11 protein-coding genes are annotated in these 17,052 nt (G+C 35.2%); all 11 read right to left on the minus strand.

Annotated elements, in window-relative coordinates:
- Window positions 1-12: 12 nt before the first annotated feature.
- The gene (locus MKY86_RS25890; RefSeq protein ID WP_076082035.1) at window positions 13-1,551 is read right to left on the minus strand and encodes an SAVED domain-containing protein; all 1,539 of its coding nucleotides are present in this window, start codon (window positions 1,549-1,551) and stop codon (window positions 13-15) included.
- Between the two features lie 1,197 nt (window positions 1,552-2,748).
- On the minus strand, window positions 2,749-2,910 hold the full coding sequence (locus tag MKY86_RS25895; protein ID WP_340827884.1) for a metal-sensing transcriptional repressor: 162 nt from the start codon (window positions 2,908-2,910) through the stop codon (window positions 2,749-2,751).
- Window positions 2,911-3,514: 604 nt separating this feature from the next.
- Window positions 3,515-4,552, minus strand: coding sequence for a hypothetical protein (locus MKY86_RS25900; protein ID WP_076082033.1), 1,038 nt, complete (start codon window positions 4,550-4,552; stop codon window positions 3,515-3,517).
- Between the two features lie 964 nt (window positions 4,553-5,516).
- Window positions 5,517-6,656, minus strand: a complete 1,140-nt coding sequence (locus MKY86_RS25905; protein WP_143803826.1) for a hypothetical protein — start codon at window positions 6,654-6,656, stop codon at window positions 5,517-5,519.
- Window positions 6,657-7,970: 1,314 nt separating this feature from the next.
- Window positions 7,971-8,429, minus strand: coding sequence for a Panacea domain-containing protein (locus MKY86_RS25910; RefSeq protein WP_076082027.1), 459 nt, complete (start codon window positions 8,427-8,429; stop codon window positions 7,971-7,973).
- 6 nt (window positions 8,430-8,435) lie between these two features.
- On the minus strand, window positions 8,436-10,319 hold the full coding sequence (locus MKY86_RS25915) for a hypothetical protein (RefSeq protein WP_076082025.1): 1,884 nt from the start codon (window positions 10,317-10,319) through the stop codon (window positions 8,436-8,438).
- Window positions 10,320-10,530: 211 nt separating this feature from the next.
- Complete coding sequence (locus tag MKY86_RS25920; RefSeq protein ID WP_143803825.1) at window positions 10,531-10,755, minus strand: hypothetical protein; 225 nt, start codon at window positions 10,753-10,755, stop codon at window positions 10,531-10,533.
- 229 nt (window positions 10,756-10,984) lie between these two features.
- On the minus strand, window positions 10,985-12,946 hold the full coding sequence (locus MKY86_RS25925) for a TniQ family protein (RefSeq protein ID WP_076082018.1): 1,962 nt from the start codon (window positions 12,944-12,946) through the stop codon (window positions 10,985-10,987).
- A gap of 115 nt (window positions 12,947-13,061) precedes the next feature.
- The gene (locus MKY86_RS25930; RefSeq protein WP_076082017.1) at window positions 13,062-14,009 is read right to left on the minus strand and encodes a TniB family NTP-binding protein; all 948 of its coding nucleotides are present in this window, start codon (window positions 14,007-14,009) and stop codon (window positions 13,062-13,064) included.
- A gap of 4 nt (window positions 14,010-14,013) precedes the next feature.
- Window positions 14,014-16,071, minus strand: coding sequence for a DDE-type integrase/transposase/recombinase (locus tag MKY86_RS25935; RefSeq protein WP_076082016.1), 2,058 nt, complete (start codon window positions 16,069-16,071; stop codon window positions 14,014-14,016).
- Complete coding sequence (locus MKY86_RS25940) at window positions 16,052-16,819, minus strand: TnsA endonuclease N-terminal domain-containing protein (protein ID WP_076082015.1); 768 nt, start codon at window positions 16,817-16,819, stop codon at window positions 16,052-16,054. Before MKY86_RS25940 ends, MKY86_RS25935 begins: the two co-directional genes overlap by 20 nt.
- Window positions 16,820-17,052 lie beyond the last annotated feature (233 nt).

Raw genomic sequence — 17,052 nt, forward strand, 5'->3', positions numbered from 1 at the left:
TAGCACACTCCTTTAGTAAGGGAAGGTTATAGTCGGCACATATCCACCTGGTGTTTGCTTAGTAAAATCAAATTCATACATCGTACAAGGACCAAATGACTTCGATAATTGACCAACGAAAAAAATTAATCCATTAGGTCCTGAATAAAAGATATGCAGATGAGCCATACGTTCTTTGATCGAACGACTCCTAATCTTTGTACTAATACGATTGGCAAGATAAAAGGCGTGATTTGCATCGACTATTGATGCTGAGCCTAAAGCTCGTCCGTTAACAAAACAGGTAAGGATGCGACCCACTGGTAGAGCGCTCTGCTCGATATAGTAGGCCACATCGTCAGTGACATCATGTGTGGCTGAAATTGCAATAGCCACATCATCTCCATGATTCATTACATTCTCCATATACTGCCAATCATTATATTCCCTAATGAGCGCCGTATCCGTTGGACGCCATACTTGTTTACCTGCAGAGAATGCTTTTTGAACGGGTGCAATATCAATTCCACACTTCACATCTAATTCATGACCTGCAGCGAATGCAATTGTAGCATGAGTATCAAGATCTAAATCATAGACCTGTCCTCTAGAAATATTTCCTGCGATAAAATCAGTTAATGATGGAACAATATCACGTTGCCATACATAATCGTCTTTTAAAAATCTGTCATTAAAATATGTATTCAAGCAAATCATCGCACTTGTTTCATTTTCCATATTTTCAGCCCAGCGCGAAAAACTGCGAATACCTAACTTGATGTTTTGCGTGTTATCAGAATGAGGTTTATTGGTATAGAGCCCTTCAGAGCGACACCATTCAAGTAATTCTTCACGCGTAAAAGTGAATCTGCCTTTCTTTAATAAACCTTGTATTAGATCAACATATTGATGACAACTGGAGGCTTCGTCAATAGGCGTCAAACCCACTGAAATCAGATTGAGGTTAAGTTGGTCACTTAGTTTTTTTAGATTCCCTGAATTAGGATAAATTCTAAGCGACTCAAGAATGCTGCATAACTCATCATCGGTTTCTAATTTCAAATGTTCTCGCCACATTTTTCTAATGCTACCCATACGACTATTGGACGTTTTTCCCACCATTAGCTTATCTAGACGCAATTCACCACCAATATTACTAACCAATTCTGTCAAGGGGTCTTGCATATCAAGGCTCCAAGGAGTGACTAAGTAACAGCGACATTCTCTTCCTGACGCTCGTTCCAACTCCACAACAGATTTTAGGCGTTCTAAAAAAGAAACGGATGTTGCATTAATAAATTCTGGGTCGATAAGGCTGCTACTTTTAATAGCCCCATTTTGAGTCATGTGAAATTTAATCTGATAAAAATCAGAATGGACAAGCCTACCTCTTTCATCTGAAATAGGGGATTGATATTCAACAACGACATCATCAAATGATTTGGCTACATCGTATTCATAAGAAATCCTTTGTATTTTCGTGCTGGGATGGAATATGCCGCAGGCCTTGCTCCAGAAATACAATGCCTGATAATCGTCACCTAACATTCGCGCAATCACGGATTTGCTCATAGACACCCTCATCTTTTTTAGGTATACCATATCGCTATTTATAACGTTATGGGCTTTTCAAGCCTAAATTTTAATGATCAAAATGTAATAACCGCTGTGTTACTTTATGTTAATATGTTTAAAATAAAAATAGAACATTAACCTTAATGACATGACTGAATTTGGTTCCATATAAAAACCAGGATTTATCATGATTTTTCATAAGCGAAATATACTCCAATAAACACTTCTTTGTTGATCTTAAAATTCATAAATGTTAATGAAGTTGAAAATGGTACAAAATTGTACTAGAAAAATCGTCTGCTATCACTTATAATCCATATATGTTAGTTTGTCAGGATGTTTTTTCAAAAGCCTTCGCAACAAGTTCATGATACTTTGCACTACAATTGAAGAGACTGTGACCCTCGTAAGATCACAGTCTAACAAGGTGTAAATGTGTCCTTGCTCTGTTTAGTTGGCCAATCAAATACTGGTTTTACGTTAAAAGCACTTTAGCTGCCAGGCCCTAGTGCTTTTTTCGTTTTTCTCGAAGATCGACGGTTTTCCTGTACATTTTGTTTACGAGCTTACCAACCACTATCGCAAAATTGAACATATCAATAACCGCGCTAAAAATATATAATAGATTTAACAAAGCGTTTCCTCCCTCCCATAACAGAGCAAGAAAACACAGCATGTACACCTCGTTAGTTAAAAATACCCCAATATATTGTGTTTGTAAACCATTTTTTACAAACCTGCGCAGGGCTTAGGTTTAGCCGCTATATCCACAATTAATCCACATTTACTCCACAGTTTATCCACAACTTATACGGCTATTGCACGAATTCTTTTTGATTTCATTGACACACTTTAGACACAGACTCAAGTGAAATAAATATGGGAAATTTTAATTCATTGTGGAAAAACCGCGAAGTGAGAATTCTATAATTCGGGGACTAATCGATTCTGCTTTTAAACACGTATTATTTAAAAATTCCCACTGGCATGTTAGTGTTCTACATGACTGAAATATTTATATTTTGCCACCAGTAATATACGGTGTGTCTAATACAATCGCTTACTCGATTCGATTTGAGAACAGCATTTTGATAATACGTGCACAATTAGTTTGATACAAACCCTTCACGGGATTAAATCTTTGAGAGTTGCCAGGCTACTTTTGCTTGATGTAAGAAGAGACATCAACAAGTTTTAGCGAATATAGCTGTTTATAGCAACATTCAGTTCGGTAATAACTTGTTCTTCATTACCACGATGAACGGCATCAACCACACAATTCTCCAAATGATCCTTTAATAAAAGCTTTGCTGCTCCATCGAGAGCTTTTCGAACGACGGCAATTTGAAGCAGAATGTCTGGACATTGACTTCATAGTGGGTCATTTCTTTTACTGCCGGATATGCCCCTCAACCTTAGCTAAACAATTAATAATATCCTTTGAATCAAACAGCATACCAATTGATTAATAAATGGAAGCATGCACCTAATAAGAATAAAGAGAACTGCACGCAATTCAATACACTCATTCCATCTTGCAGTTTAAGATTAAGTGCCTATAAAAAAAGAATAAAGAAGCCCTTGCAAAGAGCTTCCCCTATCAAAACGTTTTTTCTCTCCCTATGAGGCGCTATTTATATCTCTACACCACACATCGTATTAGTGATAAGATCCACCAGTCAGAATCAAAGAAAACTCTGAAACATCAGTGAGAGTTTGTTAGTGATTTCACCTTGAATCTCTTCACGAATATCCATATCCGTCTGTGTTAGGTGTGTCTCGGGAAAGCTTTCGAACAACCCTTTATATGAGCTGATAGCCTGGTTCACAAGGGAGTCAAATGTACTTCTTTCAGTAAGACTGAGTTTACTGTACTCATCATAGATTTCCTGAAATTTCTCCTCTTCATCCCAGTCCAGCCCCCGATACGATGTTATATACTGATATTACATCAAACATGTTAATCACTCTCCTCATCTTGGTTCTCAAATCGGTCTTGGTATGATACATCGACGATAATCGGTTTCTCCGAATAAATTGACATGAAGATAAGGAGCTCCTCATAACTTTTTATTGATTCCATTAAAACGTCATTGCTCTGTAATTTCATCTTGCTTTGTTCTCTAGGTGGTAGTATTTCACCAAATAACCGAAGTTGAGCTTCCTCAATAATTGACGTCATGTCCTCAAAGATCTTAATATACTGAGGAGTTTTCTTTTTCAAGAAAGAAGGATCTTCATTTAGACGATCTAATTGTTCGTGTAATTCCACATATTCATTATTTTTTTCCAGTTCTATTTTTAATAAAGCTTGCTTTTTTAGCTCATCTCTAGCTGCTGGCCGCTGCTTGAGATCCGTCCTAATTGCCTCAAACGCCTCATTCTTACGTTCAAGGTCCATGTAGAGGTAGACATGTCTAAATCTTTCCTGCAAAACCCGTAATTGTTTAGAGAAATCGCTTAATAGTACTACTCGATCTTCATAGAGCAAATCATCATCCCATTCGGATAATAATTGCTGAATATCTTTATTGATGCCCTCCATGGCACTTTTCGTCGCATGCAATTCAACCGCTAACTTATATTGGGTAGCTTTCATTATCGCTTCACGTTGGTCCTGAATATCTCCTCCATCAATCTCTAGATGTTCTAACAACGTAGTGAAAGCGTCTAAATAGAATGTAAGTGTTTCTATCGGTACTTCAAGTGGGAGCCCTTTTCGAATTTTTTTTAAATCATCACTTGTATACTGATAAAGGATATCAAACAGCAAGTTTTTATCTGTTTCAGCAAACTGATAGGGTTGGTTTGCTGCAGCATTCTCCTTGAAATACTTAACGTCAACTCCTAATACATCCATTATTTCATTCAGTTTTTGTCTGTTAGATTCATAGTTACTTTCATAACTAGCTGTTGCTACAGAATTGTTTTTTGTTTCTTTACCTTTACGGTACTTTGGATAGCCCACTAGTATGGACTGCAGGGTAACCTTACTCATCACTCAATCTCCTCTCAGAAAGTACGGACTGTCCGTTCAATCTATTATGCGTTTAGGGTAGGCTTTTCACAAGAAATTCAGTCCTAAGAACTTAGATGCCTAATCTATAGGACGCTAATTCTTGCAATAATCAGATTACAATAAAGTTATACACTGATGGAAACTAATAGAGACAGCCTGGGCAAGGTGGCCATTTTTGTTCCACTCATATTTTATAAAATAAAATCTCTACATAAATCGGTAATACTTTCTTATGTAGAATTTCAGTTGTTCGTTCTGAATCTCTACCAAATATATTTTTAAAAAAGGCTTTTAACGGATCTACCCGACTAAGTATCGGATGCAACTGTTCCATTCAGTCTCTATAAAGCAACAAAGAATTAGAACTGGAATAGTCAATCAGCTATTGGCGCCCATAGTAACTCTGAATGAGAAGATGGATAAAGGATGAAATACTTAAAGTACTGGGGGGCTAAAGTACTCATAGCTATATCACTATAAACGAGCAGGTGGCCTTCAAGGGGCGGTTTTACATACGCTTACTGCTGCTAAAGAAAGAGGCCCTTGCTTAACAAGAGCCCCATTCGTGCAATTTGCAATTCGAGAATCAGATTGACTAAATCAGATAGAGCTAAAGTTATCAAACAAATAATCTAGAATACAGGTATACAAACATCTAACTGATATTTTCTAGTATGCTGTGACATCTACTTAAACCACGATACACATATAAATCCCTCTGGATTTCATGTACAATCATGGGTCTTTAAATAGTTACTTAAGCAATTCGTTATACGTCTGCGTTCATCTTCTTGCGTATCTGCAAGCACAATAGCTCCTATAAATCCTACATCCTTTATTTTTATAAAAAACCACCCCCCGCATCCGTAAAGTCAGCCGAATTTAAGGCAAAAGGTTTTTTTGAGTTATCTCTCTATTGAGAGTTCACCGATCAGGATTTACATTAACTCCGAACCTGTTGCTTAAACACATGATCCAGAAGCACTTTCAGAAAATCAGGTTCGAATCCTTTTTCCTTAGCAATAAAATCGCAAAATCTGTGTTTATCCAAAGAGTCATTCCTTTTAAAGAATGGATATGGATTATCTCTTGTATACAAATACTTGCCTTCCTCACAACCTACAATTCCGGGCATGTCCAAGTAATCCTGGACCCAGCGTATAGCTTTAATGTCATTTCCGAACAACTGAACAATCTTAGGATGCTTGTTTTCCAATAATAATTCAACATTCAGAGCTACTTTCTCGTTGTACATTGAACATACTTTAAAAATATAAATGAGTCGTATTAGCTGTATAGCCTTCGGATCCTCTATTAGCATACCTTTCCAAGAAGGAAATCTTCTCGTCGTCAGGACCTCATGATCTTTTTGATAACTTGCAAGTCGTTTAAACTTCTTAGTGTTCATTCGATTATAATAGTTGTCCAATGCGGTGCGGCCAATACTTGATATATCGAGGGTTACTCCAGGAATAGCAAATGTGATGTCATCGACATCCATTAAATGATCTTTGTAATCTAAATAGAATGATAATTCTTCATCATAAACATGTTTAGACATTTTCTCGTGTGAGGATAAATCTTTAAACGGTACCGTAAATTCAAATTCTTCAATGTGATGCCGGTCTGGTCCGGGAATCCAATCAAAGCAATGCACATCAATTGAAAGGTCCAATGTATTAAGGTTCAACTCATCAATAATTAATGGACCGTTTTTTAAGTTATATTTAAATAGCGGAGCAGCCAAGTATTTACTGTAGCTCAGGAAATCTTCACGATAAGGTCCATAGTTATTTACAGCAGATCGAACACACTCCATCATTTTTTCAATAAATTCACCTATATTTTTAGTTCTATCTTCATATGTTGTCATACCACAGTATTCTTTTATATAAGCCACTTCTTTTAATCTTGCTGAACGAAAACACCATCGTTTAGATGAGTTATCAAAATTGATATGATGCTTAACAAGAAACGCCGACCAAGCTCCTTTATCAATCATTTGTCGGCTATTCGTATTGTATACATTTTTCTCAACATATTCTTTAATCACTTTCCCCATAGTCCGAAGTTCTTTGTTCACGAATATCCGTCCTTTCATTTAGAGCTTATATCACTTATCCTAGAGAATGACCCTAACTGAAAATATTTGCAAGAGTAAGGATGCCTTTGATTTGACTCATGATGTTCTATTGTATTTGGTTTTTTTAGTACTGAATAGCAGAACTCTCAAATTTTCTAAGCGCATTAAATACTATTGCCTTAATCATCTCATCATCAGGAATCTCCAATTCCCACCAAGGGAATTCTAATATATGTAGTCTAGAGTGAGGAATTCTATATGTTTCTAAATTGCTGTCACTACTAAGGTCCCCTTGAAAAAAACCTTCATCTTCCACGTTCGAAAAGGAGTTCCACTCTCCCCAGTCCAAAGAAAAAAACTGGGAGGCGAATGAGTTATGGATGTTAGTCCACAGCAAGTCCTTCAGATCAGTAAAGAGAATCTGAAATTGCATGCTTCATCCAGATGCTCCTCGACCAAAAACGGGCGTTAACCGAACAAAATCAACATCTCCAAAAAATCGTTGACACACAGGCGAAAGAGATCCAAACGATGAAAAAATGTGTGCATGAGTTGGAACGGCAACTCCAGTAGCAAAGTCATAACAGCAGCTAACCCCATCCAGTGAGGGGCTTCACAAGTCTCCAAATCTGCAGACCCCTGGCGGCCGCCAGGCGCACAGAAAGGCCATCCCGGAAATACGCTTTATTTCATCGACAATCCCGATGAAGTCGAGCTCTGCGAATTAATCGCCTGCCCGGACTGTCTAGGCTCACTCGCAGATGCCTCCTGCCGTCGGAGAAGAACGGCGTCAAGAATTTGACCTTCATGTATCTCGCATCTGGACCACGAGTTTCGTGCCGAGCATCGCTACTGCGCTTGTTGCCAAAAAGCAAGCGTGCAGCCTTCCCCTCCCAATATGGACGCCGGATGGCGACGTGGACGGTGTATTTTCATGCCTTTCAATTTCTTCCACTTCATCGGATGGCTTAGCTATTCGATGACTTGACCGCGTATCGGCCAAGCAATATCAAAAAACCTGATACATCAAGGGTTCCTTGACCATCAGGACTGAATAATTGTACCGTGAATTGTAATTCATCTTGTCACTAAAGGGGGCTTCTTTCAGCAATCTTTCTTGTAACGATTTGTAATAACTATCGGCATAAGTCATTGTTTACCGTTCATTGGTTGGTCGTTCTTATGTTAAAAGCCTATACTCTTCTAGGAAAGCTCATTGGTTTGTAAATAACAGTCATTGCAAATCCTTTCAATAGCTTTGAACCAGACAGACCATGAAAAAACACTTTAATAATAAAGTGTTTTTTCATGGCATTATGATTTGTTAAGAACTGATTTGTAGTAATTCTTCATATTTTCCTCATCTATAGGGCTTGTCGAATATTCATAATCCTCTAACCCTTTGCGAGCATCTTTCCACGGCTTCTCTCTATGGGTAAATCCTTCAAGTACTTTAGCATCATAATGACCATAAGTTTTCCACACAGCCTCCAGAAGTTTTTTTTGACGGCTGGTAAAGGTCCCTGTTTTTAACGCATTGTCATAAAATATTTGTTCAAATCCATAATCCTTATATATATTATACAATTTCTCATTCACTGGTCCATGTACCCAAGCCTGAAATTTCTCATCAAAAATCGGGTCGTTCGCAATAGCTAAGCCCCATGACTTCGCATAGTAACATAACTTTTGGAGTTTTAAATGTGTGATTTTCTCGTTGTCTTCATCAGCTTTTCCTAAGAAAAATTGCGCTACATCAATAATATTAGCCAAAATTCATCACTCCTCTTTTCCGCTTTTGAATTTGGCATTTTGGGACAAAAGTTCTTTCTTGATGTGATCAAAAAACACTTTATCCTTTAGATAAATTAATCCGAATTTATCTTTAGCATTTTCAATCTTATTTAAAATATACTCTAAATAAGGAACTTTTGCTACATGTGACAAGTTAATTATTGGTTGGATGCTTATTCTAGAATCAATTTTCAGTTTGTTGCTCTGAGCATACTTTTGCTGAAAGTATAAAAGTATAGACATTTTTTCAGTACAATATCTTAAGGTTGTCTTATTAATGTTAAATGAAGTTTCAATTTTAGAATTATTCACAATAAATGGATTGTCATGAAGATCATTAGTTATTATTGTTTTTAGCAATTTACCAAAAATCTCTTTTATTTTCGCTCCACTAAAATTAGTAACTAAAAATTTAATCAAAAAGCCTGTGATAGCATAATGTGATAATTCAACACTTTTAATGAGTGATAAAAAAACAATATACAATATAGAATTTATATTTTTTTCACTAACATTTTGAGTTGGATTAGGTATAAATATTTCCTCACCCTTATCCTCTATTTGTTTAGGAGTTAATATCTTAATCATTGAATAACAAATACTTGATGTTGACTTGATATCATTTTTTGACACAGTTAAGATCAATAACTTTTCATAAATCAAATTTACATTTCCCGCTCCCTCTTCCTCATCTATACTAAATTCAAATTGTTGACTTATGGAAAGTTGCTCAAGAATTGTTTCTAAAAATTCTTGTTTATATACTATAAGCGCCAGTTCGTGAAGTGAAGTATAAAAATCCGGTTTTAAATTCTCCTCAGTAGGAGATAAATCAGTGAAATGTTTTATCGATTCTTGAGCATCTTCTATTTTATTGGTTTGAAATAATTTACTTATAATATTCACTTGATTTTTTAAGATAACTCTATAAAGAGATTCATATTGTTTAGTATTCTTGTTAATCTTAAGTACAATATCTTCGTATTTCTTATCCAATTTACTGTAAGTTAGAACAATAGGTTTTTCCTTAAATCCAGAAAGAATTTTCCTCCATGTAATCATATTAATATTATAACAATTATTTACATTTTTTTCTATTGACAACATAAACATTTGATATATACTTTCTACAATGTTATTGAGTTGATCGTATATTACTTGACTGTTGAAATTATCTATTATGTAGAGATCATCGTACTGATTATCAAATTTATCAATCGATTTTTTCAAAGAAAAATTTAAATTCAGACTTTTTATCTGAAATGATATAACTAAAATTCCATTCAATAAAACTATCAATAATAAAACACAAAACAAAATATAATTCCCTGTAAATTTCAAACTCGGATGAGTGTGCACTGCACTATTTAGATGGTAGCCTAGTGTAATTGCTAATGCTGAAGAACCTATATAATAAATCATTGATCGATTCCAAAAACCACTACTCATTGCTAAGGTTTTTTGCTCTTTGTATATAAAATAAAAAAACGGGAGACTTAATGGCAAAACAATTTTCAAAAAATTAACCGTTGGCATAAATATTTTTTCTAAAATTTTAATCTCTATCCAAAGATTCAAACCACTAATATTAAATAAAAAACCTTCAATTTCCTTTCCAATCAGAAAGCTAGCATACAATAAGAAGAAATATATTGTTGTTAATAAAACCATTGCAAATATTATTCCTAAATAGGAGCGAGAAAAAAAATCAATCATCTTAGCAGATGAATACCTTATTTTATACTTCAAACTCATTGAGCGAAAGAATAGCCCAGTTTTATTGTACATTATCCATGTCCTTACTTTAAAAACCAATCTTCGATAATAACTCCTCAAGAAACGCTTCTTATTTTTCTTTTTGATGAGCATTAATAAATGCCACCTCCTCTAGAAAAAAATATAACAAAATAATACAATATATATTCAAATCAAAGAAAGATGTATCTCATGGTGTAACGCGATATTTACTTTAAACTTATCAAAGCTTCAATTAGTATATATTTCATAATATACGAACATGAGATCTCATTCAAGATATTTTTTATATATTTCACCATAAACAGTAAACATTATTTTCACATTAGGTTTTTTCATTAATTCCTCTTTGTTCTTCATTAAAATACCCACTTATATGTAAGATTTCTATGAGTTCAGTAACAGATATTCCTTCAAATTTCCTGTTTGGAATTAATCTATAGTCGTGTGATTTAGGTGTATAAATGTGGAATTCACATTTCCTTACTCCACCATAACTTCTTGGATGATTAATCATTTTCCAATAATTCTGTAGTAGTGACGCAAGCATCTTACACCCTCTTAAATTTTCTTTTTTACCCTACTAATTCTAATTATCCCTTAACACATTTCATTATAACCAGAGTTTTCCTTTATCTACTATACGAATATCTATAGATTTTTTTGAAATAGCTCTTCAGACATTGATATTGAAATACAAAAAAACCAAGGTGCCATTAAATCACCTGGGTTTCCAGCTAGGAATTTTGAATTACAGGTATTAAAAGTCATTATATTATTTAAGAATGATTACCTATTAGTGACATAATATAAGAATTAGCTTTAATTGTCTTAATACATACCTTTAATTCTTTAGCCAGGGCATGTTTCGAAATACTTCTTCCCTCCTTTAAAAATTCTATAATAATTATTTTGGCTTGATCTGCTAACTGTTTTTCAATATACTCTTTATAGTTCTTTCTATGCGCTGATTCTTGTTGCTTAAACCATTCACGAAATCCCGTGTGATTATTGTACATAGTTTTAAGAGAAACGCCATTTCTCTCAAAAAATTTTTGCATATACAATCCTTTATTATATCGATTTTGTACTATATGTTCCATTACTTTTTGATACACTTCAATCCCTCCCTTTTCTCGTTGTTTGAGTTGAAACTCTTTAATCATCCCAATATAGTTATTTGTTCTCAACCAACCGTCAGAAATATTAAGTTCTGAAGCAACCTTTTTAATTGTAATTGGTATATTACTCTCTAAATACTCTTCTAACTTTTCCTTAACTTGACGAGACTTTCGTTGTGGTCTTTCCCATTTTTTAGAACTTATATTTAAAGCAAAATACTCCATAACCTTCTTATCACCATAGAAATAATAATACTCTCGCTTACTCCAGCCATAATAATCTTTAGCTAGACAAGTTTTATCTATCTTCTTTATCTTATTAATATACTTAATTTTATCCAAATATTTGTTTTCATTAAATTTTGGTGTGTATTGATCTATTATGGATTTATGAATGATTTTTCTGTTAGCAAAATAACCAAGCCATTTATAAATGGAATTAATACTTATGCCTGTTTGCTCTTTAATCGAATAAAGAGAGTGTCCCTCCTCTACAAGAGGCAATATCGTTTTATATCCCTTTAATATATAATCATTCATTTCTGTCCAGATAAACTGAATATTTCTCGCATAAATCAAGCTGCAGCTTAAACATATCGCTGCGTCATAAAAAAGAGCTCCCTTTCTTATCATTCTATTACTTGTTCTCTCAATCGCAATCATTTTTTCATTACTTTGATATGAAGTACACCATGACGCTAAACATACACCAAAGGTTTTTTCAGGAGGATTTAATCTATCAGACAAGCTTTGCACGTGTGTCAAAGGTAAGACTAAGTTTGAAAATTCTTTCATTGAAAGATTTTTTTGCTTAATAATACGTAAAGTACGATGTAATGTACATGCGTCCTTTTCTCTATTTATTCTTAAATATCGCAATAACAATCTTGTGTCAGAATTTTGATTTTCAATTTTACTGTTTTGAATATATAAAGTCTCTTGATTATTTATAACATATAGAATTCTTGAACAGTAGGTAAATGCATCATCAAGAAACGCCGGAGTCTTTTTAATTTGTTCTCCTCTTAAGTAAATCCAATTTTTGTATAATTCTAATTGTTCATATATTATTTCTTCTGATACTTCCTCCTTGGAATTTTGGATGGATAAATCCGCATCACATTTATTACAGTACCTGCGAGTATTTTTCCCCAAATTCATGTAAGGTTGAGTTTGAAAGCAACAATAACATTGATTTTGTAGGTTAATATGATGTTTATGGCAAACTTTTATTTCATTGACTTGCCATATTAGCAGATGAGTCACCCCCTCAGATAAACATTTAGGGCAAAAAAACCTCTTATCTGTATTTAACATTGTTTGGAAGGAGTATTTTGAACGTTCAGACCAGTAGGAATGAAAAAGATTATAAATAGGTTTCATCGTCATTGAGTTTAAAGTTGCTATTGTTATCCCCACAATTTTTGCTGTAAGGCTCAAGTCAATGTTTAGTTCTGAAAATAATTCATACGAACTAATATCTCTAGTTCTATATTTCTTTGATTGGCATACTATTTCAGCCAATCTAAGAAATGGCATACCATTTTTCTCCGAGACTCTTTCTAGGTATCCAGTCAATGATTCAAACTCTAATGGCTTGAGTCTAATTCCAAATTTCATTATCTCACCTCATAATCTATTCCAACACTAAATTCACAAAAAATAAAACTGCCAAAAGCCTAGGCAGCCTTACTGCAGCATCAATATTCCATCCAATCATGTTAATCTTTTGATGTTAATCTACCAGAATCATCTTTTCCAATTCCTCTTCCGCAACCTCACCGATAACATTGGTATATGCCTCCGCTAACACTACCCCCAAATCTAATTCGGCTGTCTTCTCATCGAAATTAGGTTCAAACACTCCCAATAAAAGGAAGGATTCCTGGAGAATTGGCATAAGATACCCTACCAATCCATAACTAATTTTATGAAGAACATATGGGAGGGTAACTCCATCAGGTGCATCAGGAACACCTGATAAAAATAGTGGTTTGGGAGGCATCAGTTGCTCTTCTATCGAATCCAACAACCTGAGATACTCCTCATCGCACTCTTTAAAACGCTCCAGTTTTGTAGGAGGATTTCTGCGAAAGTACTGCGAATCCAATTTACGCAACACTTCAATTTCTGGTGTCCCAACACATATAACGGATATTCCCCCGTGGTTAGAAAGATGTTTTATTGCACTCATCGCTTCTTCAGCTTTAATGTATCGTGTAGCCAATATATGATCCATTTCATCCAAAATAACCATTTCAACATTCTGCTGCTTCAGTAAAGTGAATACTTGCCTCTTAACGTCACCTATTGATGGACGACCTGGGATTTGCGGAGCATCTAAACTGTATACAATACTCTGGTAAAATTCCATTATGGTAAATGGATCAGGTAAATTAACGTATAGTACCGGCCGGATATCTCTTTCTGTCCCATCTTCATCAGTATGTGTATAGCCTTCGCATTTCTCAGCATATCTTCGTACCATTTGAGTCTTCCCTACACCAGAAAGCCCCATGATAAAACGATGTCTAGGCGAATTTTTTCCACCTTGAAATGAGTTGTGGTGGCGGATTGAATCTAATAGTAACCAGATTTCTTGAACTCTTGGATGCAGGATGTTTAAATTTGCAACGCGCTCTGCAAAGCTTGTCAGTATCTCAGTCTTGTTTTCATTTTTCATTAAATTAATCAACCTTTCGTTTATATTGTTTTAATAACTCTTTAACAGAAATTTTTCTAGGCGATTTCGCAGGAGACGGCGGTCTAGAGTTTGGAAGCTCTATATTCATACGCACTGCCTGTGCCCTCTCCTTCCTTCTAGTTTTCGCCCTCTGCATTACTCTTTCAGCTAACATCTGCTTGGCTTCTTTAATATTCTTTACTCCCTGAATTTTCCGGGCTTCAAACAGTCCTTTTTCTTTCATTATTTCTAAGATTTTTTTGAACGTGTATCGATTCATTCCTTCTGTCTCCTCAAGCATTTCCCGCTGAGGTCGTAATTCTATATATTCTCCGGTCTCAGAATTTAGTAAATGTAATATGGATACATCACTGTGGTCATATTTAATCTTATATTTGAATGATCTAGGTTTAACTATACCTTTAACTTTGCCAGTGCTTTTGTAGATGATATTTTCGAAACGCACACCATCACGGGTATACGGTCTGAGGGTTACCGGCAACAATTCCATTCGATAATAATCCTCATCCTCCTTATCAATCCATTCAGGAAAACCAACTTTTTGTAATCCATCATAGTATCTCTTTACTGGAACCGGTGAGAAAATCGGTAGCCCTTTGTGGACTTCATGATGGTAAACATCCGTGATGTAGACTGTTAAAAGTTCTCGAATATCCTCTAACGTAAATATGGCCTCCGCTTCTGAGTCATAATCTCCTTTTGCTTGAACACTGCCTTTACGAGTTCCAGCCAATCGGTGAATGAGTTTAGAATTTATGGTACCGAAGAGACGTTCGATGGTTCCACCATACCGTGGTGTCTTGACTGGTCGATATTGAGGGTCAGATTTTAATGTTTCTTTAATCATTCGTTTAACATCTGCATTCTTGAATTCCGGGCCATTATCCGTATAGATGATATTGGGAATTCCAAATACATCCCACTCATTTATTGTGTTATACTTCTCTTTTACTTTTTTAAAGAACATACCATGCATAAGAGCTTGTCTGACTTTATTCGCTGAAGGAGGCTCAAAGGAGACATCCATGCACCATACCATCCGGCTGAACACATCAATTCCAAGTGTGATCCAGGGTCTCCCGATAACATATCCAGACTTTTCATCCAACACATCAATATCTAGTTCTGTATGGTCAATCTCTACAATATGTAACGGGAACATAGCCTCCTTATTAGAATATCCTCGGTCAGTTTCGTTGTATGTTTCGTCCCCTTTTCTCCCTTCCCTCATTCGTGAGCGAACCTCTGGGCTTAGTCGCTTTAATATTTTATATATCGTGTCATAAATTGGAGGCTCGATTCCTTGTCTACCGCATTTCACTTCAATGGATTCAAATACAGCTTTAGGAGTATCCTGCTTTAGAGTTAGATACTCTTTCTCGATCACTTCTTTAATGACCGGAAGTACCACATCAGACAATCGAACCCTTATAGTATCGAGAACTAGGTCAGGTTTTTTCGGGTGACATATCTCTAAGACTTTACAATCCTTTCGATTCAAATTTTGCTTGAATACCTTAGGTATTAATCCTTCCTTACCTTGATTAGGAAGCGAAGACTCTTCTTTTCGATATTCTGTAAGCCTCCGTTTAATAGTCCGGTTAGATAAATTGTACACACTACCCACTAGATCGATTAAGCATTCTTGCGACATATTAGCGATCGTCTTCTTTTCAAAGTAATGACCGTATATGCTTTTAAGTTTGGTTGATGCTCGAACATCTCCACTCTTTGCTTTTTCCAATAACAATATTGGTTCAATTAAATCAAAACGATCCTGAACTACTTTTAGTTGTACATCTTCTAGAGTATCGAGTATTGAAACATACTTTTTTTCCGCTCTTTGTTGAAGCGCTTGATCAATCAAGGTATCCAAAGAATAAAATGTTAATTGATTAATAAGATTGAAATAGTTAAATTCTACTTCTTCAACACTTCCTGTAGCGACAGCAAACACTTTCGGCGGATCAACCTCGGTCACCCTATATCTGATTCCCTCGAGTTGAAACTCCATATTCTCTTTAAAGCTGTGTAACTTCATCCAGATATCCTCCTGGTTGAAAAGCTAGCTCAAATGGGTTCATTACATTGCCTATCGAAAATTTACTTTGTTCTGAAACTCTTTCGAGGATATTAACCCCTAACTTACCATTGGTTATAAGATGGTAGATCATCGGCAGAATAATCCGATAGTCTGTTAATCCACTAAAACTTAAGGCCAACTCGATAATGCTGGCCCCCTCTAAATAAGCCGCCTTATTCATCACTTGATCAATCCAATGTTTATAATATTTCCTGGATTTTCGGAATGGGGCTAAAAAGTTAAGGTTAACTAATACTTTATCCGGAAGAGTCTTAGGATAAATCACATCATACTTCCACCCTGTTCTGTCAGAATATAATGAGCATGCTCGATTACATCGCAAAAAAGTTTTCGATTGTTCATCAGGTGATTCTTTAATTTGAACAAGTAGTGGAATTTGGTCTTGACGAAAAACAAGGGCATCTGGTACATGTATCCAACTATGTTTTTGTCCTTTGGAATCAAGATCCTTTATTATAATTTCTAGGGGCTGAACATAGTACCGAATAACCTTTGGATCGAGCTCAAGTAAATAGTAGAATAATTGTTCATTTAATGAATGATATTCTATATCACGATCATTCATTTTAGCACTGATTATTGAACCGGTAATATGCGGTCTTTGCCAGCTAATTTTGTTATCAATACGTCGCTTAGGAGAGTAAATTTGATTTTCCAAGACCCAATCTTTATCTTCCCAATTCATATTTCAACGCCTTAGAACATTTGATAAATCTGTCTTCTAGTAATTTTCTAGTTGTCTTTTTATGAAGTTGTTTGAAAGGCAGCGTCACTTTTCTGATATAGCCCAGGTTATCGCTCTCGGTAAACGTTATCCATACCTCCCTAATCATACCTGTTTCCTTATACACACATAAATCCAACTTAATCAAATTAGTTCTATCGACCATTATTTCCATTTTATCCACACACAAACCC

Origin of the sequence: Paenibacillus sp. FSL R7-0333 (genome assembly GCF_038000365.1) — a bacterium.
Classification (GTDB): Bacteria; Bacillota; Bacilli; order Paenibacillales; family Paenibacillaceae; genus Paenibacillus_AQ; species Paenibacillus_AQ silagei.

Bases quoted from the DNA above. Each gene is read 5' to 3' on its own strand.
- MKY86_RS25900 (WP_076082033.1), bottom strand. From the start codon at position 4,552: ATGAGTAAGGTTACCCTGCAGTCCATACTAGTGGGCTATCCAAAGTAC.
- MKY86_RS25890 (WP_076082035.1), bottom strand. From the start codon at position 1,551: ATGAGCAAATCCGTGATTGCGCGAATGTTAGGTGACGATTATCAGGCA.
- MKY86_RS25930 (WP_076082017.1), bottom strand. From the start codon at position 14,009: ATGAAAAATGAAAACAAGACTGAGATACTGACAAGCTTTGCAGAGCGC.
- MKY86_RS25915 (WP_076082025.1), bottom strand. From the start codon at position 10,319: ATGCTCATCAAAAAGAAAAATAAGAAGCGTTTCTTGAGGAGTTATTAT.
- MKY86_RS25920 (WP_143803825.1), bottom strand. From the start codon at position 10,755: ATGCTTGCGTCACTACTACAGAATTATTGGAAAATGATTAATCATCCA.
- MKY86_RS25940 (WP_076082015.1), bottom strand. From the start codon at position 16,819: ATGAATTGGGAAGATAAAGATTGGGTCTTGGAAAATCAAATTTACTCT.
- MKY86_RS25935 (WP_076082016.1), bottom strand. From the start codon at position 16,071: ATGAAGTTACACAGCTTTAAAGAGAATATGGAGTTTCAACTCGAGGGA.
- MKY86_RS25925 (WP_076082018.1), bottom strand. From the start codon at position 12,946: ATGAAATTTGGAATTAGACTCAAGCCATTAGAGTTTGAATCATTGACT.